Consider the following 20,861-nt stretch of genomic DNA (forward strand, 5'->3'; position numbering starts at 1 on the left):
CCTTCGAAGGTATCATAGATAAATAAAAAGCACACCTTTGACATTATACACCGAGTGTCAACATAAGTTCAGCTAAATCAGCACAAATTTCGTCCGGCTCTACGCCGGTTAGACGCCGATAGTCTTCCAGATTATCCCTTGTAGTCAGCCCGGTCAACACCAGAATGGTCCGGCAGCCTGCACGGGCTCCTGCGGAAATGTCTGTCCGCATGTTGTCCCCGACCACAACCGCCTCACCCGGATCAATTCCCATCAGTGACGTGGCATACGTAATGAGATGCGCTTCAGGTTTGCCGATGACAACTGGCGGAATCCCGCTTGCCGCTTCAATTGCGGCTCCCAGTGAACCTGCACCGGGCATGACGCCATCATCGGAGGGGAGCATCAGGTCGGGATTTGTCAGCACAAACTTCGCCCCCCCGCGCACCCAGCGGGAAGCCTGTGCCAGGGAATCGTATGTAAAAGACCGGTCAATGCCCTGTACAACATATTCCGGCGCTTCGCTCACCAGGCGAAGTCCGGCTTCGCGGCATGCCTGAATCAATCCCTCTTCTCCAAGTATCGCCACTGTTGATCCCGGCGATTCTCCGGAGATGTAGCGGGCTGCAGCCAATGATGAAGTGCACACCTCCTGAGCTTCTGCTCCGATGCCCATTGCGCACAGGTGCGCCGCTACATTGGCAGGGGTCCGCGAAGAATTGTTCGTTACGAACATAAAAGGAATTCCTGCCTTGCGCAGTGCGGCGATTAGCAGATCTGCGCCCTGAATCATCCGTCCTCCATGAAATAGAGTTCCATCCAAATCGATCAACAATCCCCCAACATGATCCATTGCAACCGCCCCCATTGCAGTAATTTTTCTTTTAACCAGATTGATTATTAATCCTATTAATTTTCTTAATCAACAGTTATCCAGTAGAAGATGCCCCTGTCCTGCACATCAATTAAGGCTGGCTTCATGCTCATTCCGGCCGGGCAGAAACCGTTGATTATTCGCCAATTTCTCTAGTGCTTCGTTGCTTTTTCATCCAGCTACTCCTTTAAATTTAACACACTTCGTCGAAAGCTAGCGAACCCCTGCCCGGGCCGTCTTTTTTTGGCATCGCCCTGTCATTTCCTGCGCTTTCCCGGAAAATAATTCACTTTCCCGGGACATTTCCCGGCGTTCTCCGGTACACAGGAAAAGTGCAGAATTCCTCCGCCAGCAATGTCTGCGGAAAGATTTCCCGGGCCTCCGCCAGCAGCGGAAGCAGCTCTTCATGTGTGGTATAACGTGAACTGAAGTGTGTCAGCAGCAGCTCACGCCCGCCTGCATCACGCGCCAGCTCAGCAGCCTGACGGGCTGTACTGTGATGATATTGATGAGCCATTCCCTCCAGATCATGGCCAAAGGTTGCCTCATGGATAATCAGATCTGCATCCCATGCAAGCGGCAGGGTCCCTTGGCAAGGTCTGGTATCTCCCAGCACAGTTACTATCCGTCCCCGCTTTGGAGCATTGACCACCTCCGCTGCGCGGATCAGAACGCCTTCCTCGGTCGTTACATCCTGCCCTTTTTTCAAAAGGCCATAAAGCGGCCCCGGCTTCAGGCCATAGCTCAGCAGCAGCTCCTTATTCAGATTGCCTGGACTGTCTTTCTCCGTCACCCGGTAGCCATAGCTGTCAATCCGGTGCTCCAGCAGACCGGCCTCGACCTTAAAACCGTCATCCTCGAAGATAAGTCCTCCGCTATGTTCAACAACCTCAAGCGGGTAAGGAATCCGGGACTGGCTGACTGATAACGAGATGTCCAGATAGGCTTTGAGACCAGGCGGACCATACACTGTAAGCGGGCCTGTGCCGCCCTGATACCCGCGGCTGGACAATAGACCCGGCAAGCCGAACAAGTGGTCACCGTGCAGATGAGTTATAAACAGCTTCTCCAGCTTCCCCAGCCGCAGCGGGGAACGGAGAACCTGGTGCTGTGTACCTTCTCCGCAATCGAACATCCAGAAGCTTCGCCGTTCTTCCAGCAGGCGGAGTGCAACCGAGGTTACATTCCGCTGCAGCGTTGGTACCCCGGCATTGGTACCCAAAAAGTAAATTTCCATAGTGCTCCTCCTCTCTTCATTCTGCCCAGGAATCATTGCATTTCCCTTCATCAGAATCTCATGAAGAGAATTTTACCCTTTTTAGGACAAAAAAGCATCTTTCGGACCCGTATAAACTCCAGCAAAAAACCTCCCGGTTACGGGAGGTTCCGCTCTGAAGGGTGTTGTCCCTGCAGAAGGAGTGTATGCGGAGGGAAGCTTACTGCTTCTCAACATTAAAATATTGCGCTTCAGGATGCGCAAACACCATTGCCGATACCGAAGCTTCTGGCTCCATCATGAAACCTTCGCTAAGCTCGACGCCAATATCCCCGGGCGACAGCAGCTTGAACAGCGGCCCCTGATCCTCCAGATCCGGGCAAGCCGGATACCCAAAGGATACACGAATGCCCTGATAGCGCGCCCCGTGTCTTTGCTTCATCGTCATATCCGCCGGGTCCGGGAATCCCCAGGTATCCCGCATCATATGATGGACACGTTCGGCCAGGCCTTCTGCGACCTCCAGCGCCACCGCCTGCAGGGCATGGGAGCGGAGATAATCGCCTTTGTCCCTCAGCTCAGCCGACATTTCACGGATACCGTGACCGGCAGTAACCACCAGGAAGCCGACATAATCCATAGTTCCGCTGTCCACGGATTTCAGGAAGTCAGCCAGACATAAATATGGCTCAACATTCTGGCGCGGGAACGTGAAGGTATGAAGTACAGTGGCTGTATCCCGGGGGTCATAGATTAGAATATCATTCCCACTGGACTGCGCCGGGAAAAATTGATACATGGCATGTGGAGTCATCGTACCCTCCAGCATGGCATGATGGAGAATACCATCCACGGTCTCCTTCAGTTCGACTGTGCGCGGGTCACCAGCGGCAAGCTGGGCTTCCACTGAGCCCTTCAGTCCAAGATGATGGCCCAGCAGCATTTGCATATTCACATAGGGAATAATATGCCCCAGCGGATAATTACGCAGAACATGCCGTTCCAGATCGGGGGGTGTAAACACTGGCGCATCCGGCGAAATCTTGGAACGGACTGCCCTGGTCAACACTGGAAGCTCCTGCTGCGGAGCGACAGCTACAGCGGCTTCCGCTTCGAGACGAACCTCTTCTTCGATCTTAACCCGTTCCTCCGGATTCATCAGCCGGTTGGCGATATCCAGACCGTCCATGGCATCTTTGGCATAGAGCACCAGTCCGTCATACTCCGGACGGATACGCGTCTTGGTGAACTTGCGGGTCAATGCCGCACCGCCGACCATGATTGGCACATCGATACCTGCTGTGCGCAGATCCTGGGCAGTCAGCACCATTTGCTGTGCCGACTTTACCAGCAGGCCTGACAGCCCGATGGCATCAGCTTTTTCCCGCCGGAACGCTTCGATGATATTCTCCGGTGGTACTTTTATACCCAGATTAATAATTTCGTAACCATTATTGGAGAGAATGATCTCCACCAGATTTTTGCCGATGTCATGCACATCACCCTTAACGGTGGCCAGCATGATCTTGCCCTTTACAGAGGTCTCATCTTTCTGCATGAACTGCTCCAGATGGCTGACAGACGCTTTCATCACTTCAGCGCTTTGCAGCACTTCCGCAACAATCAGCTCATTGTTGTTGAACAGCCTTCCGACTTCGGACATTCCCGCCATCAGCGGCCCGTTAATAATCTCGAGCGGTCCTGATTGGGTTAGAGCCTCATTGAGATCAGGGATCAAGCCTTCCTTCGTTCCCTCCACCACATAGGAAGCCAGACGCTCTTCAAGAGAGAGATTGGAAATTTTCTCTTTCTTCTCCACCTTCTTACCGCGAAAAGCGGCAACAAAGGCAGCTAGCGTATCATCATTCGTATTATAGATCAGCTGCTCGGCCAGATATCGCTCTTCTTCTGGAATGGACGCATAGCGTTCCACCTTTTCCGTATTCACAATGGCATAATCCAGTCCGGCTTTGGTGCATTCATAGAGGAACACCGAGTTAAGAACCTCGCGACCCGCTTCAGGCAGACCAAAAGAAACGTTGCTGATACCCAGAATCGTATGCACTTCAGGAAGAGCTTCCTTAATCAGCCGGATACCGTCGATCGTCTCCTTGGCGGAGCCGATATACTGCTCATCCCCCGTACCAACAGGGAATACCAGCGTATCAAAAATCAGGTCCTCCGGCGCCAGACCGTATTTATTCACCAGCAGCTCATAAGAACGTTTGGCCACTTCCAGCTTGTCTGCTGCCTTTATCGCTTGTCCCGATTCGTCAATGGTGCCTACAACTATAGCTGCGCCATATTTATGGATCAACGGTGTGACCAGTTCGAACTTTTCTTCACCATCTTCAAGGTTAATGGAGTTAATGATCGCTTTACCCTGGCAGTACTGCAGCGCCAGATCGATCACCTTGGGGTCGGTAGTATCTATCATTAGCGGTACTTTTACCTTCTTAACCACCAGCTCCAAAAACTTCTTGATATCCTCGCTCTCATCACGGTCAGGGTCCTGCACACAGACGTCAATCACCTGTGCACCGCTCTTTACCTGGGCACGGGCGATTTCGGAAGCTTCCTCATATTTGCCTTCCACAATCAGCCGTTTGAACTTCCGCGAACCGAGCACATTCGTGCGTTCACCCACCATGTACGGGCGGTTGTCGCTCTCAATATACACAGGCTCTATCCCTGAAAGCGCCGGCGGATGCTGCCCGTCGAGTCCCCGGGGTGGATATTCCGCCAATACCTCAGCCATTGCGCGGATATGATCCGGCGTTGTCCCGCAGCAGCCTCCGGCAATATTCAGCCAGCCTTTCTCCGCAAATCCCGCAAGCTTGCGGGCAAGCGAATCCGGCGACTCATGATAATTGCCATTCTCATCGGGCAGTCCCGCATTCGGATAGCAGCTCACCGCTGCGGAGGAGATGGCCGAAAGTGAACGGATATGATCGCGCATAAACTCCGGCCCGGTCGCGCAATTGAGGCCGATGGAGATCGGCTTCAGGTGCTCCAGCGAAATGTAAAAGGCTTCAATGTTCTGGCCGGCAAGTGTAGTCCCCATAGGCTCAATCGTCCCCGATATCATGACCGGAAGAGTAATCCCCGACTGTTCAAAAGCATTGCGGATACCGATGCTTCCCGCCTTTACATTCAGGGTATCCTGGGATGTTTCGAGCAGCAACGCGTCTACTTTGCCGTCGATCAGCGCCACTGCCTGCTCCTCATAGCTCTGCACAAGCTCCTGGAAGGTAACTCCTCCGGTTACCGAAAGGGTCTTCGTTGTCGGACCCATAGCTCCAACCACATAGCGGGGCCGGTCAGGTGTGTCATATTTATCTACAGCATTCCTTGCAAGTCTGGCTGCTTCGAGATTAATCTCGCGCGCCCGCTGCGGAATATCATATTCGGCCAGGACAACTGAGGTAGCACCGAAAGTGTTCGTCTCAATTAAATCCGCACCGGCTTCGAGATATTTCTCGTGGATACCCTGTATTACTTCAGGCCGGGTAAGGACCAGCATTTCATTGCAGCCGTCAAGCTCCTCCCCGCCAAAATCGGCACCGGTAAGCGGCACCTGTTGAATCATCGTTCCCATTGCCCCGTCAAGAATCAGTATGCGCTGCTGTAAGCTTTCAGCGAGTGTGAATTTAGCCACTTTCTATCCCCCCAGTAAAACATTAGAGTAAGTTTAGCAGAATAAAAGGATTTCGAAAAGCCTTCCTTTCCCCTCTGCTTTATCTGTAATTGTGGACGGCAGTCCCCGTCTTGGTTTTTATCCTGTTAGGGCTGAACCACTAGCTTTTTGCTGGGCATGGAATGCTGAGTCCGTGCTGTTACGTGGGAAGTTACAGTGAACTCTCCATCGGCTTCCATGGTTCCTTCAGCTTTATATATACCATCCCCTGATGACTCCCCGGCGAACTCAAGTTTCTGGCCCTTATCATTCTTGTTGACGACTTCAAAAAGGACTTCTTTCGCATCATCTACCGGTTGGCCGTCTTGTGTAACCAACGCCTCAAAGACCACCTTCTGGCCTGCAGCAACCTGCAGCGGGCTCCAGGACAGTTCTACTTTTATAGGCTCCATGGACATATTTGACTCAGCATGCATATGATTGTTATCCCCTTTGCCACCAGAACAGCCAGAAACAGTTGCCGCTATGATTAACGATAACAACACATTCAGTTTCCTTGAGTTCAACATTTAGAGTCCTCCCAGGTTAATGGTAGATTTCATGATAATGCTGACATCTTGTGAAGCATTCTTTACTATTATACACATAATAATCGAATTATCAGTAAAGAAACTCATTTTTCACCACTATACTGTGATAATGTTCATATACATGCTTTTTGCGATAAAAATAGCCGCATCCTAAATCAGGATAACGGCTTCTCGGAAGAGGTGCTATAAAGTTTTCACAAGCGGCAGAAGCTCGCTGAGATGTCCAATCTGATAATCCGGCGTAATCTCCGGGTCGGATGCTTTGCCGGTGCGGTTAATCCATACTGTAGTCAAGCCTGCTCTTAGTCCGCCAAGGATATCGGTTGTCAGTTTGTCACCCACCATAATTCCTTCCCCGGGCGTAATGTCCAGCAGATTCATGGCATGTGTGAAGATTCCCTTGTCCGGTTTGCCTTTGCCAAAGCTCCCCGAAATCACAACATGGTCAAAGTAAGGAACCAGTTCCGGCACTCCGTCAAGCTTCTCCTGCTGCAGCGCAGGACAACCGTTCGTCAGGAGCAGCAGCTTGACTTTTCCCTTCAGCTCATCCAGTACTTGCAGTGTTTCTTCATATATATATGGACGGCTGCGGCGTTCTGCGGCAAACTTGGCCGCCAGTGTTTCGGCAAGAGCTTCATCCTCCACACCCAGCGCAGCCAGTCCGCGGCGCCAGGATTCCTTGCGGTAGACAGGAGCCAGCTGCTCCATTTGGCGGAATTCAAGCTGTTCACCGGCCGTGAAATTTCCCCACAGCGCTTCAAACGGGTTGATTCCAATCAGCTTGGTGAACGGAAATGTCTCATACGATTCATACAAGTTCCTTGCTTCCCTGCGGACCGCTGCTTCCAGCTCCTTGGGATCGACGGAGTCTCCTGCTGCTTCACTGGCATAGCGGAACGCTTCTTCTACGCTCCGTTCATCCCAGAGCAATGTGTCATCAAGGTCAAAGAGTACGGCGGAAATCGGCATTATAGTTCTCCCTCTCCCTATGCTGGACTATATCTTTTCTATTCGTTCACTATTTCAACATGATTCTGCTTGGCAAACTGCTCCAGACGTTCAGTCATAGCCTTAATGTCATAACGGTTGATCAGTCTGGAGAACACCCACTGTGTGCGCTTGCCTTTATACTTAATAGAGACAGTGCCGCGTGTAACGGTGATCTTCTCAATATCCGCTGCCGGCAGCAGACGCTCACGGTTATATTTAATGGTGGACAGTCTGGCACGTTCTACCTTTAAATACGGTCGGCGGAAAAACAGCAGTGCCGCAAGCAGAAAATACAGCACAACTCCCAGCCAATTGGCAAGAATACCGCTGCCCCTAGCTTCATCAATGGAGCCAACTACCCAGAACATAATGCCAAGCAGCATCAGTACTGCCGGAAATACGATATTGCGGCCTTTAAAAACATCGCTGCTTTTGGCAGCGGCAGAAGAGGTTGAAGCATAGATAGACTCTTTCCCTTGCTTCTTGCGTTGCTTGTTAATTTGCTGTGTGTTGCGTTGAACCATTCTTTCCCAAGAACGGGCCATGTCAGTTCCCCCTAGTCATCCTAAAATATCTATGAAAAGGAACAGAGCATTACTAACTCCTGCCTTGTTGCCTTGTTCATGCTCTTATTTATCCACAATCTCAATGTTGTTGAGCTGAGCACGGAAGTTGCTGCGGATATTGCCCAGGTAGATCTCGCGAAGCTTGGCTCTTTCCGCAAGCTCCTCTTCACTCAGGCCGTCACTCTTCTGTTTGCGCGCCAATTCGTTGATGCGGGCGACCAATTCATCAATATTCAATGTGTTCCCCTCCCTATAAATTCATTCTAACTTTGCCATGAGAAAAAGAGCTTGTCAAGGTCTGCTCCCTGAAAGCTCTTAGCATCAATCTATGGGTACTGATTCAGTATGAATATACAGGCAAAGTCAGCACATCTCCGGCTTGAATATTACTGTTCTCTAGACCGCTTGTCCGTTTGATTCCTTCTATATATACAGCCGTTTTCATATCAGCCGGTTTGTTCTTCAGTGCAATGCTCCATAGAGTATCCCCGCGTTCAACAACGACCCTCTTTTCCTGCTTGGCCGAAGAGACGGATCCTGCAAACACATTACCCACTACCGTAAACCCTGAGATCACCAGCAGAAAAATCATAGCCAGCTTTACAATATTGTCTTTCCGGATTAATGTTCGATAGGGTGATATAAAAGATAAGAGCAGATTCTTAATATTTAGTCTGTCCATTGAAGCTGTATGGTCCTCATGAACCTCATCGTAAATACTACGGTATGTGCTGTACTTTAACATATTAATCGACCTCCAAACACTTGTTCTTACTTTCGAAATTAATATAACACGAACATGTGTTTTGATCAATAGTTTTTTCGAACAATTGTTCCCTTCTTTTGAATGCTCCTTTTTACCGGAATAAGACAGCTTATTTCACAAAATCCCTGCTATTTTAGCCAGCGTTTTAGAACTTATGTTTGTACGAACGGCAGTTCTATGTTATAATTTTCCCAAACATAATATATGGGGTTGATTCCGATGTCAAAGATTTCGAGTCGTCAGCTGGCGATCCTGGAATTTATTCGTAACGAAGTCCGCAGCAAGGGTTATCCGCCTTCTGTCCGGGAAATCGGCGAAGCTGTAGGACTGGCTTCCAGCTCCACGGTACATGGCCATCTGGACCGGCTGGAGAAGAAAGGGCTTATCCGCCGCGATCCAACGAAACCGCGTGCAATAGAATTGCTGGGTCAAGAGGATTCCGAGAATGTTCATCAGTTCGTTCAGACGGTAACACGCATTCCTGTCGTTGGAAAGGTTACTGCCGGGGTGCCAATCACAGCAACAGAGAATATTGAGGATTACTTTCCGTTGCCTACTCATTATGTAGGAGATAACAAAGTGTTCATGCTGTCCGTCCTTGGTGATAGTATGGTGGACGCAGGCATTATGAACGGTGACTACGTCATCGTCCGCCAGCAGCAGACTGCGGATAACGGCGATATCGTGGTGGCCATGACTGAAGAAGATGAAGCAACCGTTAAGACCTTCTACAAAGAGCGTGACCACATCCGCCTGCAGCCGGAGAATCCGGCTTATGAGCCTCTACGTCTGAATCGTGTCACGATTCTGGGCAGAGTTATTGGTCTATTCCGCGATATTCATTAGCATTGCATTTACTCCCCTCCATTAAGACTGCTCCGCTGGAATAGCGGGACAGTCTTTTTCCTTTTCTCCAGTCCGACCTTCCCGCGTAACCTATTTTGTTCGCCATCCAGTCTTTCCATATGCCCTTTTCACCCGATAAGAACATTTGTTCTACCCGACTCGCTGGTGCATATTATTTCAGAACTCTCCTTCCTCTCCACTCATATCCTGATCATAAAGGAGTGCTGATCACATGCCCAACTATCGAATCATTATCGATCTGTCACAGCGGATGCTGTATCTGCTGGACAATAACACTGTTATTAGAGGGTTCCCTGTAGGGATTGGCAAAATGTTAACGGTCTCTCCGGTTGGAGAATATACCATTATCAACAAACAGCGTAACCCCGGAGGCCCGTTCGGGGCCTTTTGGATGGGCCTGTCCAAACCCCATTATGGGATTCACGGAACCAATGACCCTTCCTCTATCGGCAAAATGGTCTCCCACGGCTGTATTCGGATGTACAATGAGGATGTATTGTGGCTCGCAGCCACCGTCCCCGTTGGAACCCGGGTAACCATTCGGCAATAACCAGAGAAAAGGACACCTATGCCAGACGTGCAGCAGCGTCCTCGCAGGGTGTCCTTCATGTTATAACATTTATTTTGCGCACTAACAGGAAAAGTGCAGTAATATGTCGAAACTTGTACATTGGAAAATTAAATCTTGAAAGGAAGTGCCTGGTTTGAATCAATCCAAAGTCAGAACCCACGTCGATTTTAAAGTCGAAGCACTGGGTAAGCTCTCTAACCTTTTGCTGAACAATAATCATGGAGAACGCAAAGTCAATCTGCTTACTGCGTTCGGCAGCATCGAGGGCAATGTAGCTACGAATACCAGCAGTAAAGAGGATGTATTTAATTTCAAATCACTAATGGACGATGTTATCGTAGACGAATACATCTCCTACTTGGGTGCTGAGCATCCTGAAAAATCATTCAACTATAATTTTGTTGTCCTGGACAACGTGATTGTACGTCCTTTTGCCAGTTATGGGACTGAAATTGAATATAAGCAGCTTATTGTCTATGCGGATCAAATTACCGCCTTTAACTTTCTGTAAAGCTGTACATCTCTACATATTGAAGCAATAAACAGCTTGTGCCTCCTGGTATACATCACCATGGCCCGCAGAATAAAATCACGGAGGCACTTAGCTTTATTGCCGCGTCTGCTCATATCCGAGTTCATCCAGTATACCTTCTGCCAGTGCGAGCTGAACCTCTCCGGGTTCCTTCAGCTTTCTGGCATGGACCACTGCGCTTTTAACCACTTTTTCAATCAGCCGCCGGCCCTGTTCTCTGGTAATGGACACTTCCACTCCAGAGCGCCCCACCACTTCCGATAAGCAGAAGAATGCAATCCGCATACTGTAATTTTCCCGGCTTAAAAAGTAGAACAGATAAGGGATATTCTTCAGCAGACGATCTACCCAGTTCGTGATCTCACGGATCTGATAAATTTCTCTCCGGTCTAGCTCATACCCGTTAAAGATCAGGGTTACCTTTCCGCGCAGCCTTTTCTTTTCGTACTTTTTGAACTCCCGCAGATAATTCTCCAGCCGCCCCTTTTCTACATCTTCCCTGGATACATTCAGGACGGTTATCCCTTCCGTATCCGCATTTCGTGCTGGCGTTACTGCAATATCTCCAGTTTCCTGCTGCTTTGGCAGCCCCAGCCGCAACCGCAAACTCTCTTCCATTCCCGTCACCTTCCAGTTATGTAGATTAAGATACCTCTTATCATTGAAAAGGCACCCCGAAGGATGCCCTGAATCCCAAGACTTCTGCTGCTAAGCCCCAAGCTAACTACAGAATGCTGCGGAGTAACCGGATTGCTGCAGCATTTAAACGCAATGCTTCACGTATGGAAGCTCTCGCAGCCAGCAGTTCGCGTCTGGCCCGGCTGGGATTGGGTACCCGCCGTAAATTTTCATTGATTTCTTCCAGTCTCTCCAGCAAAATAGCTCTTTGCGCACGCAGCAAATTCAGCGCTCTGCGGATTCTTGCACGCTCGCGTTCTGTCATCATTTACACCTCTTTTACGTTTGATAGTATAAGAGATGCAATTGATGCTGCATTGGTATGTGCGATCAGGCAGTAAAATTCAAGAAAACAAAAGAGCCGCTTCTCAGCAGCTCATAGTAAAGGACGGAAAAAAGCTCATCCGGAACAGGGCTGGGCCATCTATTCTTCCTGTTTTTTCGGAACACGGACTCTGAACTCAAATCCATCCCGGCTGTAACACATTCCGGCTACAAGCACATCATCCGGGGTCCATCTCTGCACAGGTCCGGCATAGTCTGCAATTACATGCGGCTTGCCTTCAATTAACTGAACGACATATACCTTCACTTGAGAAAGCGCCGCAGCGAACAAATCGGCATCGCTCGTCAGAACTTTATACGTTGACTTCACAAAGGCACCTCCTTATCGGCTGGTTGATACCCACACAGGCAATTCCCTGATTTTTTGGAATATATGTATAACAAATTAACAGACTTCCATTTCAGACAGAAGAATTTCCATACATAGGTAGTATACAGCGGCACCGAACAATATGTAAACGAGTCAGGCTGTTTATTTTCCATAAAAAAAGTGCATTCTGTTAATTATTTAAATTCTGGCATGAGAAACAAATTTTTTTTGCAAGTGTCATTTTTATGACTTGGCTTGCCTTTCCGTGCGGGATTTGGTAAGACTAATTTAGTTTAGAACAGACTGAATGATAAGGAGGAAGCACTTTGGAGGAAGTTAGAATTCAGAAAAAGGACCGTACCGTCAGCTTTAGGGTGATCGAGGAAGCAGGCGAATTTATCGTGTTTGATATGTCACTGTCCAACCCGTCCGGCAGTCGCACCAATTATAGCGGGAAACAGTTCCAGGAAGCCTGGAAGGCAGTAGAATCCATCCTTGGGGAAACTGCAATTCCAGACGAAATCATCAAGTATGCCAACTCCTAATCCGCAGCAAAGGCCCCTGCAACGGGGCTTTTGCTGTATTCTATCCATTTTCCTGACGATTATTGGAGCCTGGGTAGGAACCAATTCCATCACTTTAGATCCGCCGCGAAATTTCTTTTACCGGTGGCCCAGAAATTTTTCCATAGCATTTTGGGTCGAAGCCTTCATTGCCCAGCCTGCAGCAAGGTTGGCTATGAAAAAATTACATGCACAGCAGGCCCGCAAATTAGCAAGCGGACGTTCTTAGGCCTTCGGGCTAGGTGTCAGCTAGAAACCCGACAAGTGCAGGAGCGGCAGGTATTCATCAAAATAATTGCCGTGCTGCGGATGAACCCCTTCTACCATTTGCATAGTCTATCTCAAATACTACTGGGGGTATGCACTATGACACGGTTTCTTGATGCCAGAACTTCACAGAACGCCAGTACTGCAGGCAGTATGAACGGAGTAGGATTAACCGCAAACCAAAATGTACTTGTTGGCCAGATCGGATTAAATACCGCTGGAGCTGAGGGGCCAATCAGGGTACAGCTTTATGGAGTTGCAACATTTTTTGTGTTTTCAGGAGGATTCATCACCTTGAATCTTTTTGCAGTCAGAGGAAGTGTTGCCACCGATCCAGTGATCGCGTCAAACCGGCTTCAGTTAAATCCCGGAGCTACAACTCCGACAAATACATTCCCGCTGTATCTGATAGGTTCGGACTACAATCCAGTACCGTCTGATGAGATCGTCTATTCCTTATTTGTGAACAGCTCAGTTAACGTTAACCGGATCGGTCCAGAGAGCTTTAATGGCTGCGCTTATTCAGACTAGAATGATATTCCCCGACTGTACCGGATAACTTGATATCTGCACAAAAAAAGCCCTTGACGCATTAGCGTCAAGGGCTGCTTCATCCTAGTAAAGAGTCATGTACTGATCTCTTTCCCATTCGTGGACTTGGGTGCGGTTTACAGTTTGGCCTTTTTAGATCAATCTGAACGCTACTGAATGCCTTGTATAAAAGGGAACTAAGAGAGGTGACTTTTTAAAATGTACTGCCTTCCTTCTATTATATGTGGGCATTTTGTGGGCATTTTGTGGGCGTTTATGTGGGCACTACTTTTGAGTCATATTAAAGCCATAAAAATTGAGCCGTCCAGGATTATTCCTGTGGCGGCTCTTCTACATACTCAATTAATTCAGAAATGTCTTTCAGTTCCAATGCAATCATAATCTTGTTGAGATTTTCCGGGGACCAAGCTTTGGATTTATTATCGGCCATATCTGAGATAGTGGGGTACCGTATTCCTGTCGTTTTAGATAGTTGGTTTGCATTTAGCCTTTTTTCATAAAGTAGCTTGTCCAGTTTGAGTCTTAACATATGCTCACCTCATCAATAATATACCCGATTTCCGTAAAATATTCAACGAACCTCGAACGATTATATACGATTATCGTTGACATATATACGAATATCGTATATAATTATATATGTAGAGAGGAGGTGAACACATTGGATAAATCGAGACAAGAAAGGCGGAAAGAGGAAAAAGCTGAAACAGTCAAGACGGTGACGGCAATCATCGGCTTGATAAACTCAATCCTCACCCTCATCTACTTGCTGATTAGGTAAGTTATCCCGAAACCTTGGCCCCGAAAGGGGCTGAGGCCTAGGGGGATGAAATACAAGGGCCGCCTTTCCTCTCGATTATAACATAACTATAAGATAAGGAGCGATGAGCCATGAGCATTAAAGAAAGAACTACTGTAATTGCCACATATGCCGCACTGGTAATAAGCATCGCCAATACCGTTATCTTGTTGGTGAAATGGTAATGCTGCCGGCACATGTAAGACTCGCTGAGTTTTACTACCTGCATAAAGCCGGCAAGCTCACAATGGAGCATGGCCCCGAGCTGCTACAGTGCCTCCACGTTAACGCCCGCTACTGCTGGGACAGCCTAAAGCTGCGGCAGCTCTCCAATATGGCCGTAGCCACGCAAGATATGGAATGGTTGACTAAACTTCACATCCAGGAGGAAGCCCTGCGGCTGACCGGGAGGGCTCCCACCATATGAAACTTTCTGACATCAAACCCGGTCAGCGCGTCCAGATCATTCCCCGCCACCCGAGCAGCTTCGGCGGCCGGATCGGCAGCGTGGTCGCTATAGGCACTTTCGAGGGCGGTCCTATGTAGATCGGCGTGTTGGTGGATATCGGTGAGCCACTGCTGACCATCATTGAGCCGGAAGCTTTGGAGCCAGCACCGGAAGATCCACTACCACCTGGATGGGCGGAATACGACATATGACAAATGCCCCGCTGGCCTTATTATGGCTGCGGGGTGATTTCAGTCCCAAAAAATGGATATACCTTTCCAACTATGTATGCATATGTTTAGACATATTCTAGAACCTATCGTATTCTATGTAATGGATTTGTCCTAAATATCAGTTTTACAGTAACTTTAAGTAAATTTTCAATTGGCAGGAGCGTGATTATCAGTTGAAGATAATATAAACAAAAGTAAGTGCCAAATTTAAAATTACGGAGGTCCAAAAATGAAACGAATTCTTACATTGTTTCTGACATTAATTCTTTGTTTAACTGCAGTTCCGTTTAGTACGTATGCCGCTTCTGAAAATCATATTGCCGGACTACCCTTTATTTCCACAAATAATCCTTCTGATAGTCATACTGAGGCAACTGATGGAGACCTATCCACTAGTTTTAAAATGAAGGACTCAGATTACAAGTTGACTTTTGATCCCACCGAAGTTAAAAGCATAAGCATAATTGCCTCATTACCAGTACATAACGGTAGTGGATTGTGGTTAAGAGCGTTTGATAATGGAACTCAAAAAGTATACGAGATCTATCACCCCACACTGGAAAAACAAACATTTACTTACAGGTTTAAGCAGCCTGTAAATCTTACGTCTATACGCCTTTCATACTCGGGTAACTTAATCTACGAGGTAGCAATAAACTCAGATTTGAGTACAACACCTACTCCTACACCGATCGCTACACCTACACCAAGTGCAACTCCTACACCAAGTGCAACTCCTACACCAAGTGCAACTCCTACACCAAGTGCAACTCCTACACCAAGTGCAACTCCTACACCAAGTGCAACTCCTACACCAAGCGCTACTCCAACACCAAGTGCAACTCCTACACCAAGTGCAACTCCTACACCAAGTGCAACTCCAACACCAAGTGCAACTCCTACACCAAGTGCAACTCCAACACCAACTGCTACGCCAGAACAACCAAGTGAAAGTGAACGAGCAATAGTTACAATCACACTGATTAATGGAATTGAAAAGGAGTATGATCTCCCTATTTCAGAGGCCGACGCTTTCGTTAAATGGTACGATGCAAAAGATGCTGGAAGAGGCCCAAGCTCATACGCAATTAACAAGCACTCCAACAACAAAGGCCCATATAAAAAACGCACAGATTATGTTGTATTCGATAAAATCCTTACCTTTAGTGTAGACGAGTACACCGCTGAATAAGCTGATAAGCCCCGCTTAGCCGTTACTGGCCAGCGGGGCTTATATTATGTAGAAACCGAAATAACCTCTTCCTTCGCGGATCCAATCCCAGTCATCTTCCGACCAACGCAGCTTGATGCCGCGCTGCCGATCCAGCTGCATGACAATGCCTCGGGCGAGGTTATCCTCGAACGGATCAAACAGGGTCAATGTAACAGGGCTGTGATCCTCCATCAACTGAGCCAGGGCGCGTTCAATTTCCTCCACTGCCTGAGGATCCAGGACCGGCTTCTGCCGCCGCAGTTGCTCCCACTCCTCTTCGATGATGCGCTGTTTATGCTCCGGCAGCATCATGCGGCTGCTCTCCCAGAGACCGTTGCCTTCAAGCTTTTTACGTTCCACATCTCATCGCCTCCTGGGTCCATTATATGCGAACACTTGTTCTTTTATTACAAGAAAAAAGCCCCTTCATTGTCATAGAATTACCTTTGCTTACAAATTTTATTGATTTTATATTATCATCTCCAGATAAATTTGTCACCTTTTATATGCTCCGCTTTTGACATCAGCAAACGCCTCAGTCAACAGGTAATGGTACAGACTCCGACAACTGCAATAATACCGGTGACTTTGATCGCCTCCGCTGATGCCCCAAACGCTCCCAGGACATAAGTACCGACTGCAGCCAGTAGCACCCGAAAATTCTGGCTTAATAATTTCGTAAGGACTTTATTCATTCTACTAATATTTGCAAAATCACATAGTAAATATTACCTATATTTGATAAACTATCTCCATCAACCAAATATGGAGGTACATATGAAAAAAAAGAAATTGATTACCGCTGCCATTGCCGGCTTGGTCCTTGTTTCTACGTTTTCCGCCGGAGCGTATGCTGCTACAAAATTTAAATTGATTGTAGATGGAAAGACTACGTCTGCTGATATTCAAGAGATCAAGGGCGCTCCTTACGTATCATTGAAAGATGTTGGAAATCTATTAGGAGCAACGGTAAAGTATGACAGCATAACAAAAACGGCCACTATAACCAGCAAAGGAAACGCATCTACAACTGCTCCTGCTACGAATGACACTGTGCAATCAAGTCGTACCAAGCCAGCTGCTGTCGGATCCAATCTTCCTTTTACAGTCGATAGCGCTCTGAAAAAGTATACCGGTCAAGTTTCAATCACTCAAATCATACGCGGGGATGAAGCATGGAAAATGATCAGTGAAGCGAATTCGCTTAACAGCCCGGCAAAAGAAGGTTATGAGTATATTTTGGCAAAAGCGAATGTTAAGATTATTTCCAATAAAAAAAGTACGGATGCAGCGGTAGACGTTTGGAATGGAGATTTTAAGCTTGTATCCAGTTCCGGAACCGATTACGACTATTTAATGTCAATAGTTCTCCCTGAACCCAACATAGACGCAAAGGTATATGCGGGTTCGTCCAAAGAGGGGTGGGTTGCATTTCAGGTCAAGAAGGATGATCCTTCACCTGTCATAAGTTTTGCTCGAAAATATGACGGTTCTGGTGGTGTCTGGTTCAAAACAAACTAAAAAACAGCCCTGCCGACTATTATGGTCAGCAGGGCTTTTCATAATCCCAAACGCTTGGGATTTTATTAATCTCCTTTCAGGCGGGCCAAGTCCAACCGGTACAATACTGTAAAAATCCGCGCCTCTGTTTTTGTTGCCTTGTCCGGTGTATCAATGACCGGATTACCGTTAAAAACAGAAGGCGTATCATGTAGCGCCTGAATGGCCTCCAAGGACCACTTTGGCGGGGTGGTATCTGTCAGCTCCAGGATTGCTCTACCCAATTCCTTAATCTCCCCAGCCTGCTGCAGAACCTGACCCTTTAGAGCATCCTTACTATTGGTCAGACCCGCCACAACTTCCGCCAGCTCCTTGATCTGCGTTTCCAGTACTTCAATTTTACTCATGTCTTCTTCCGCCTCTCCTTGTAATTTATCAATGACGGCATACGCCGCTTTTACCTGTGCTGCTGTTGGTTTTGCTCCAGATCGCAACGCGGACAGTACCAGTCCAAAGGTCATTTGAAAATGCGGATAATCCTTTATACTGGTCCAGTCTCCGCCCCACTCGAAACCCAGCGCCTTAGCTTGCTGGACAACCCCTTTCCAATCAGCTACCCTATCGCCGTTACCGTCCCGATTCATATCCCAGGAGACGTTACGACCATCCGGCTGCAGCAGCGCAAAATCTATAGCCAGACCGTAATTGTGATAGCTATGACCACCCCGGGCATTTGTGACAATTGGCCCCGGCTTCGTGCGGCCCTGCGCGTACAATGCGTCTTGCTTCGCGATGGTGCGCAGCCCTTGAGTAATCAATATATTGACTCCCTGGGCATAACAGTGTTCAATCATAAGATATTTAGTTGTATGCCAGTTTTCCGCGCGCCCCACAAGAGGTATATCCGCCGCCCATAGAAGCCTCCACTTTAAAGTAAAGAATAACCCTATTGTCTAGGTTGAAGGGCTTTGTAAAAGTGCCGCTCACCCCTATGTCAGTGTTACCATACCACCCTCCGTGATAATCGGAACCATCTTGACGGGTGGTTGAGGTTATCTGTCTGTTAATCCTATCGACAAACATACCGTCTTGTGCAGCAAACCAGCTTCCGCTAAAGCTTTCATATCCTCCTAACAATAGTTCATTGCCATGAATGTCCTGCAAGATTAAACTTTGCTTTTGGAAGATATTAGTGGAAGATTGATCTTGATTAATATATCCAGCATACGCTATATTTGTCCATCCGGCAGGTACTCTAAAAATTTCATAGAACCCTATAAGGGGGAGGGACACCCGGTCCTGGACTACTAAAGTTCACAACAAAAGCCCCGCCAAAGTATTCCCGAATATTCCCCGTCATATCACCGATAACGACCCCTGCACGAACATTATTGGGGACAAGACCCGGTACAGGTGCAGTCACCCAGGAATCTCCATTAAACCATCCTGCCGGCGGTCTGATGAAGAATCTGTCTCCTTACCATACAGTTACTGCGGTGCCTGGCATATGGTGGTTACGTGCTGAGTTATTAGCTATCCCTCCAGGAGTGCCAAATATATCTCCGCCCTCAAGAATGTAATTTGATCTAAGCCAGCCATCAACAGCTTGAAGTTGTGCTGTTGACACTCTTAATTCCCCTTCGCCCGAACCGCCTTTACGGTACCCCTTGCGCGGGTATACTGCCAAATCACCGTTACCCCATTTACCAGCTCCGAGCGCTGGGTCATTGTTTGATGTGATATGGGGCATCGTCCCCGTAAACTCGCCGTTATCGTTTGTAAAATTGTAGGGCTCTAGAACATGCGCGGGCTGGGCTGTACCATATCCCCCCGCGCTATCTGCCAAAAAATCCGGCCCTACTTTTCTAAAGGAATAAGGCTTGCCCGCCAGCAGGTTAAGGGTTGCCCCTTTGATCTTTCAAAGGTACTGCACCCAGCCCGTCAACGTTTAGTGTTGGGTTTGCTAGGTTGGTGTTCTGCGGAACTATCGTTACCCAAAAACCCTAAATACCCTGTGGGCTTTGGGGACAGCGACATTGTATAGTCTTTGTTACCTAAGGCGGGGCCGAAACCCGGCTGCCGAATGTAGTTGAGGTTTACTTGGTTAATAGACGCTTCAAGCCCCAAAACCCCGTTCTCAAGGTTATTCAGGTTCGCAGCATTCAACGGTGTTCCTGCCGCCAGTATCGTACCCTCTGCGGACACCAGCGTAACAGTGCCATCAGGGTTATTTTCTAGTGTATAGGTCCGGGGTGTCTCGACCTCTCGATCTTCCCAGGTTGTACGATTATAAGCCACAACGTTCCCTCCTATCCTTGATAATGCTGCCACAGCAGCAAAAGATTAAGTTCCCACCATTGGCATCGGCATACCCAAATAGCTGCTCTGGCGTCCACGGCAGATCTCTGCCTACCCATCCCACCGGTGTGTATGGCTGCCTTAATTTATCTAAGTTGCTTTTGATACGTTTAAAATCGTCTTCGAAGGGCACCCACCATTCATTTCTTGTTGTCACGCCGGGCATTATAGTTACTGCCACACCCTTCTCCTGCATGATAGAGACCATTTCTTTTATGTTGTTTTCTATCCTATCCATATCGTTGTAGGCGTAATAGTCACTTGGTTGCCAGTTGACTTTTGGTGTGAGCCAGGCCATCACCAGCCCCCCCTATCTGTACTTGGAAATCAGAATCTCAGCAGAAGCAAATTCTCCGCCCAGGTAACCGTAAACCCCGTAAGGCGTAAAGGTGGCGTTTATTGCGCCCATCTGTTTAGTGTTACCGTCAGGCAGCACACCACGAACGGCCACAATAAAAGTATTATCCTTCGTCCATGTGGTGTCGGGGTAGTTCATGTTAAAGTCTGTGGTATTGACAATATCCGCCTTCACTACGGTTATGTCAGGAATGCGACGCGCACCAGACCAAGCATGTCCATCAGAATCAACAGAAAATAATTTCTGTTCAAGGGCTTCAGAAATTCGACGAGATACAACCAATTGAACCGGATTACCTAGCTATTGATAGAGTTGCTAAGGCCCTCATTATGGAGCCAAAGGTATTGCGGAAAGCATTGAGTAGACAAGAACCACCAGGCTATGAGGGCCCAGAGGATGCTCGAAGCCTTGAAGAAATTTTCGCTAAAAATGATCTTAAAGAGCCATCAGTTCCTGAATGGGCTACTAAAAGGGACACTCGCGACTTTAAAAAGATGCTCGAGGAAGACACTCCTATCATGTTTGATGGCGTACCGATAAGCGAGGATGACAAAGAAAAGATCAAGCGCGTGATGGAGGCTATGTTTTGGGACGCGAAAAAGAAGAATAAAGAAACCTATGGACGTAAGACGAAGGGTGACTGACATTC

At 48.0% G+C, this 20,861-nt stretch carries 26 protein-coding genes; 9 read left to right on the forward strand and 17 right to left on the reverse strand.

What is annotated here, in order from left to right:
- Positions 1-43: 43 nt before the first annotated feature.
- The 8 genes from PGRAT_RS16595 to PGRAT_RS16625 form a co-directional block, all read right to left on the reverse strand.
- Positions 44-832, reverse strand: a complete 789-nt coding sequence (locus PGRAT_RS16595; protein WP_025704221.1) for an HAD-IIA family hydrolase — start codon at positions 830-832, stop codon at positions 44-46.
- 307 nt (positions 833-1,139) lie between these two features.
- A complete protein-coding gene (rnz, locus tag PGRAT_RS16600) occupies positions 1,140-2,090 on the reverse strand; it encodes a ribonuclease Z (protein WP_025704220.1) in 951 nt (316 codons plus the stop codon).
- Positions 2,091-2,289: 199 nt separating this feature from the next.
- Positions 2,290-5,667 (reverse strand): methionine synthase, encoded by a 3,378-nt coding sequence (metH, locus tag PGRAT_RS16605; RefSeq protein WP_420329492.1) that lies wholly within the window; start codon positions 5,665-5,667, stop codon positions 2,290-2,292.
- Between the two features lie 185 nt (positions 5,668-5,852).
- The gene (locus PGRAT_RS16610; protein ID WP_025704218.1) at positions 5,853-6,275 is read right to left on the reverse strand and encodes a FixH family protein; all 423 of its coding nucleotides are present in this window, start codon (positions 6,273-6,275) and stop codon (positions 5,853-5,855) included.
- Positions 6,276-6,479: 204 nt separating this feature from the next.
- A complete protein-coding gene (locus tag PGRAT_RS16615) occupies positions 6,480-7,265 on the reverse strand; it encodes an HAD family hydrolase (protein ID WP_025704217.1) in 786 nt (261 codons plus the stop codon).
- Between the two features lie 38 nt (positions 7,266-7,303).
- Positions 7,304-7,831: a hypothetical protein gene (locus PGRAT_RS16620; protein WP_025704216.1), complete on the reverse strand. Its 528-nt coding sequence runs from the start codon at positions 7,829-7,831 to the stop codon at positions 7,304-7,306.
- A gap of 84 nt (positions 7,832-7,915) precedes the next feature.
- Entirely contained in the window at positions 7,916-8,089 is a 174-nt protein-coding gene (locus tag PGRAT_RS32445; RefSeq protein ID WP_081758631.1) for a DUF896 domain-containing protein, read from the reverse strand.
- Positions 8,090-8,192: 103 nt separating this feature from the next.
- Positions 8,193-8,597 (reverse strand): LysM peptidoglycan-binding domain-containing protein, encoded by a 405-nt coding sequence (locus PGRAT_RS16625; protein ID WP_025704215.1) that lies wholly within the window; start codon positions 8,595-8,597, stop codon positions 8,193-8,195.
- 240 nt (positions 8,598-8,837) lie between these two features.
- Here PGRAT_RS16625 and lexA point away from each other — a divergent pair, with 240 nt between their 5' ends.
- The 3 genes from lexA (at position 8,838) to PGRAT_RS16640 (ending at position 10,567) form a co-directional block, all read left to right on the forward strand.
- A complete protein-coding gene (gene lexA / locus PGRAT_RS16630; protein WP_025704214.1) occupies positions 8,838-9,464 on the forward strand; it encodes a transcriptional repressor LexA in 627 nt (208 codons plus the stop codon).
- Between the two features lie 232 nt (positions 9,465-9,696).
- A complete protein-coding gene (locus PGRAT_RS16635; RefSeq protein WP_025704213.1) occupies positions 9,697-10,035 on the forward strand; it encodes a L,D-transpeptidase in 339 nt (112 codons plus the stop codon).
- Between the two features lie 154 nt (positions 10,036-10,189).
- Positions 10,190-10,567 carry a hypothetical protein gene (locus PGRAT_RS16640; RefSeq protein WP_025704212.1) on the forward strand — a complete coding sequence of 126 codons (378 nt, stop codon included), beginning with the start codon at positions 10,190-10,192 and terminating at the stop codon, positions 10,565-10,567.
- Between the two features lie 96 nt (positions 10,568-10,663).
- Here the strand turns inward: PGRAT_RS16640 and PGRAT_RS16645 are convergent, their stop codons facing one another.
- The 3 genes from PGRAT_RS16645 to PGRAT_RS16655 form a co-directional block, all read right to left on the reverse strand.
- Positions 10,664-11,206 (reverse strand): hypothetical protein, encoded by a 543-nt coding sequence (locus PGRAT_RS16645; RefSeq protein WP_025704211.1) that lies wholly within the window; start codon positions 11,204-11,206, stop codon positions 10,664-10,666.
- Between the two features lie 106 nt (positions 11,207-11,312).
- A complete protein-coding gene (locus PGRAT_RS16650) occupies positions 11,313-11,534 on the reverse strand; it encodes a hypothetical protein (RefSeq protein ID WP_154966243.1) in 222 nt (73 codons plus the stop codon).
- A gap of 156 nt (positions 11,535-11,690) precedes the next feature.
- Positions 11,691-11,921: a hypothetical protein gene (locus PGRAT_RS16655; RefSeq protein ID WP_025704209.1), complete on the reverse strand. Its 231-nt coding sequence runs from the start codon at positions 11,919-11,921 to the stop codon at positions 11,691-11,693.
- A 326-nt stretch (positions 11,922-12,247) separates the two neighbouring features.
- On the opposite strand from PGRAT_RS16655, the gene PGRAT_RS16660 reads away from it, so the two are divergent.
- Together PGRAT_RS16660 and PGRAT_RS16665 are read left to right on the forward strand one after the other, a co-directional pair.
- On the forward strand, positions 12,248-12,466 hold the full coding sequence (locus PGRAT_RS16660) for a hypothetical protein (protein WP_025704208.1): 219 nt from the start codon (positions 12,248-12,250) through the stop codon (positions 12,464-12,466).
- Positions 12,467-12,850: 384 nt separating this feature from the next.
- Complete coding sequence (locus PGRAT_RS16665; protein ID WP_025704207.1) at positions 12,851-13,282, forward strand: hypothetical protein; 432 nt, start codon at positions 12,851-12,853, stop codon at positions 13,280-13,282.
- A gap of 331 nt (positions 13,283-13,613) precedes the next feature.
- Here the strand turns inward: PGRAT_RS16665 and PGRAT_RS16670 are convergent, their stop codons facing one another.
- A complete protein-coding gene (locus PGRAT_RS16670; protein WP_025704206.1) occupies positions 13,614-13,832 on the reverse strand; it encodes a helix-turn-helix domain-containing protein in 219 nt (72 codons plus the stop codon).
- 454 nt (positions 13,833-14,286) lie between these two features.
- Here PGRAT_RS16670 and PGRAT_RS16675 point away from each other — a divergent pair, with 454 nt between their 5' ends.
- Together PGRAT_RS16675 and PGRAT_RS33930 are read left to right on the forward strand one after the other, a co-directional pair.
- On the forward strand, positions 14,287-14,529 hold the full coding sequence (locus tag PGRAT_RS16675) for a DUF7667 family protein (RefSeq protein WP_025704205.1): 243 nt from the start codon (positions 14,287-14,289) through the stop codon (positions 14,527-14,529).
- A gap of 483 nt (positions 14,530-15,012) precedes the next feature.
- Positions 15,013-15,975: a hypothetical protein gene (locus tag PGRAT_RS33930; RefSeq protein ID WP_179945394.1), complete on the forward strand. Its 963-nt coding sequence runs from the start codon at positions 15,013-15,015 to the stop codon at positions 15,973-15,975.
- Positions 15,976-16,014: 39 nt separating this feature from the next.
- Here PGRAT_RS33930 and PGRAT_RS16685 read toward each other — a convergent pair whose 3' ends face one another.
- Positions 16,015-16,356: a YolD-like family protein gene (locus tag PGRAT_RS16685; protein WP_244884026.1), complete on the reverse strand. Its 342-nt coding sequence runs from the start codon at positions 16,354-16,356 to the stop codon at positions 16,015-16,017.
- A 417-nt stretch (positions 16,357-16,773) separates the two neighbouring features.
- Between PGRAT_RS16685 and PGRAT_RS16690 the strand changes: the two genes are divergently transcribed.
- A complete protein-coding gene (locus PGRAT_RS16690) occupies positions 16,774-17,517 on the forward strand; it encodes a stalk domain-containing protein (RefSeq protein WP_025703357.1) in 744 nt (247 codons plus the stop codon).
- A gap of 65 nt (positions 17,518-17,582) precedes the next feature.
- Here PGRAT_RS16690 and PGRAT_RS34665 read toward each other — a convergent pair whose 3' ends face one another.
- The 4 genes from PGRAT_RS34665 to PGRAT_RS16715 all read right to left on the reverse strand — a co-directional run bounded on the left by PGRAT_RS34665 (position 17,583) and on the right by PGRAT_RS16715 (position 20,494).
- A complete protein-coding gene (locus PGRAT_RS34665) occupies positions 17,583-18,314 on the reverse strand; it encodes a M15 family metallopeptidase (protein WP_051424674.1) in 732 nt (243 codons plus the stop codon).
- Between the two features lie 1,123 nt (positions 18,315-19,437).
- On the reverse strand, positions 19,438-19,794 hold the full coding sequence (locus PGRAT_RS16705; protein WP_025703353.1) for a hypothetical protein: 357 nt from the start codon (positions 19,792-19,794) through the stop codon (positions 19,438-19,440).
- On the reverse strand, positions 19,784-20,152 hold the full coding sequence (locus PGRAT_RS16710; RefSeq protein ID WP_025703352.1) for a hypothetical protein: 369 nt from the start codon (positions 20,150-20,152) through the stop codon (positions 19,784-19,786). Before PGRAT_RS16710 ends, PGRAT_RS16705 begins: the two co-directional genes overlap by 11 nt.
- A gap of 12 nt (positions 20,153-20,164) precedes the next feature.
- Positions 20,165-20,494, reverse strand: coding sequence for a hypothetical protein (locus PGRAT_RS16715; RefSeq protein WP_025703351.1), 330 nt, complete (start codon positions 20,492-20,494; stop codon positions 20,165-20,167).
- A gap of 62 nt (positions 20,495-20,556) precedes the next feature.
- Here PGRAT_RS16715 and PGRAT_RS34915 point away from each other — a divergent pair, with 62 nt between their 5' ends.
- The gene (locus tag PGRAT_RS34915) at positions 20,557-20,856 is read left to right on the forward strand and encodes a hypothetical protein (RefSeq protein ID WP_025703350.1); all 300 of its coding nucleotides are present in this window, start codon (positions 20,557-20,559) and stop codon (positions 20,854-20,856) included.
- Positions 20,857-20,861: the final 5 nt, after the last annotated feature.

The organism is Paenibacillus graminis (genome assembly GCF_000758705.1).
Lineage (GTDB): Bacteria > Bacillota > Bacilli > Paenibacillales > Paenibacillaceae > Paenibacillus_AQ > Paenibacillus_AQ graminis.

Excerpts from the sequence above, each read along its gene's own strand:
- PGRAT_RS16595 (WP_025704221.1), bottom strand. The coding sequence starts at position 832 with ATGGATCATGTTGGGGGATTGTTGATCGATTTGGATGGAACTCTATTT.
- rnz (WP_025704220.1), bottom strand. The coding sequence starts at position 2,090 with ATGGAAATTTACTTTTTGGGTACCAATGCCGGGGTACCAACGCTGCAG.
- metH (WP_420329492.1), bottom strand. The coding sequence starts at position 5,667 with ATGGGAACGATGATTCAACAGGTGCCGCTTACCGGTGCCGATTTTGGC.
- PGRAT_RS16610 (WP_025704218.1), bottom strand. The coding sequence starts at position 6,275 with ATGTTGAACTCAAGGAAACTGAATGTGTTGTTATCGTTAATCATAGCG.
- PGRAT_RS16615 (WP_025704217.1), bottom strand. The coding sequence starts at position 7,265 with ATGCCGATTTCCGCCGTACTCTTTGACCTTGATGACACATTGCTCTGG.
- PGRAT_RS16620 (WP_025704216.1), bottom strand. The coding sequence starts at position 7,831 with ATGGCCCGTTCTTGGGAAAGAATGGTTCAACGCAACACACAGCAAATT.
- PGRAT_RS16625 (WP_025704215.1), bottom strand. The coding sequence starts at position 8,597 with ATGTTAAAGTACAGCACATACCGTAGTATTTACGATGAGGTTCATGAG.
- lexA (WP_025704214.1), top strand. The coding sequence starts at position 8,838 with ATGTCAAAGATTTCGAGTCGTCAGCTGGCGATCCTGGAATTTATTCGT.
- PGRAT_RS16635 (WP_025704213.1), top strand. The coding sequence starts at position 9,697 with ATGCCCAACTATCGAATCATTATCGATCTGTCACAGCGGATGCTGTAT.
- PGRAT_RS16645 (WP_025704211.1), bottom strand. The coding sequence starts at position 11,206 with ATGGAAGAGAGTTTGCGGTTGCGGCTGGGGCTGCCAAAGCAGCAGGAA.
- PGRAT_RS16650 (WP_154966243.1), bottom strand. The coding sequence starts at position 11,534 with ATGATGACAGAACGCGAGCGTGCAAGAATCCGCAGAGCGCTGAATTTG.
- PGRAT_RS16665 (WP_025704207.1), top strand. The coding sequence starts at position 12,851 with ATGACACGGTTTCTTGATGCCAGAACTTCACAGAACGCCAGTACTGCA.
- PGRAT_RS16670 (WP_025704206.1), bottom strand. The coding sequence starts at position 13,832 with ATGTTAAGACTCAAACTGGACAAGCTACTTTATGAAAAAAGGCTAAAT.
- PGRAT_RS16675 (WP_025704205.1), top strand. The coding sequence starts at position 14,287 with ATGCTGCCGGCACATGTAAGACTCGCTGAGTTTTACTACCTGCATAAA.
- PGRAT_RS33930 (WP_179945394.1), top strand. The coding sequence starts at position 15,013 with ATGAAACGAATTCTTACATTGTTTCTGACATTAATTCTTTGTTTAACT.
- PGRAT_RS16690 (WP_025703357.1), top strand. The coding sequence starts at position 16,774 with ATGAAAAAAAAGAAATTGATTACCGCTGCCATTGCCGGCTTGGTCCTT.
- PGRAT_RS16710 (WP_025703352.1), bottom strand. The coding sequence starts at position 20,152 with ATGGCCTGGCTCACACCAAAAGTCAACTGGCAACCAAGTGACTATTAC.